At 69.8% G+C, this 873-nt stretch carries 2 protein-coding genes; both read left to right on the top strand.

Annotated elements, in window-relative coordinates; translation table 11 throughout:
• The coding region (locus CA983_RS44290; protein WP_244207373.1) for a DUF6192 family protein at positions 1–463 on the top strand (463 nt) is incomplete at its 5' end.
• Positions 464–466: 3 nt separating this feature from the next.
• On the top strand, positions 467–873 hold a 407-nt coding region (locus CA983_RS44285; RefSeq protein ID WP_086606168.1), incomplete at its 3' end, for a RacP protein.

Genomic DNA, 873 nt, shown 5'->3' with positions numbered 1-873 from the left:
CTCCCAGGTCAAGCCGGAGGACAAGGTCCGGGTTGTCGAGGAGCTGACCAGGGACGACCACGTCGCCGCGGAGGTGACCACCGGTCTGCTGCGGCGCCCGGACATCGCGTTCCGCGCCATGTCGGACGACACCGCCCGCCATCAGGTCAACCACGCCCAGGTCGAGCGCGGCCGTCAGGCCCGCGAGGACTTCGACGAGAACAGCCCCGTCGCGCCGGCCATCCGCAGCATCGACCGCTCAGTGGAGTTCCTGGACCTGGTCACCGCCTGCCACGCGTTCGTCGCGGCTGCCGGCCGGGTCGTCCCGGGCATGCGCGACCGCCAGCTTGGCGACGACGAACGCGTGATCGTGCACGAGAACGTCGCCCGGGTTCGGGCGACGCTGGACTGGATCGAGACGGCCGTCGACACCGGGAAGGTCGACGTCGACGACGAACTGGCCCGGCTTCTGCGAAGCGAGTAGGCGATGCCGCGCGCCTCCGAGCGGAGATCGGCCGCCTCCCAGCGGCACGCCGACACCGTCCGGTTCGTGCTCTTCGAGGCCCGGCCGGCCGGTCTGGCCTTCAACCAGCTGGTCAGATCCAGTGAGCTGTCACCCCACCAGGCCCGCGCGGGCCTGGCCTGCCTGCGGGACATCATCGCCGAACGCGGCTGGCCTCCCCTGATCTGGACCAGGAAGGACGGCTACCAGTTCTGCACCGACCCCGCCGAGCTCCAGGCATACGAGGTCGCGGTCATCCGGGAGAAGCTCACCGAGATCCGCCGCTTCATCACCGGGGTCGTCGCTCCGCACGCGGCTCTCCAACCGAAGGGACGGTGGATCAAGCACCTGAACACCCAGCTCAGCTCGGTCGAGTCCACGCTCGACGTGAT

The organism is Streptomyces swartbergensis (assembly GCF_002148965.1).
GTDB lineage: Bacteria > Actinomycetota > Actinomycetes > Streptomycetales > Streptomycetaceae > Streptomyces > Streptomyces swartbergensis.
This window is presented reverse-complemented; position numbering and strand designations above follow the sequence as displayed.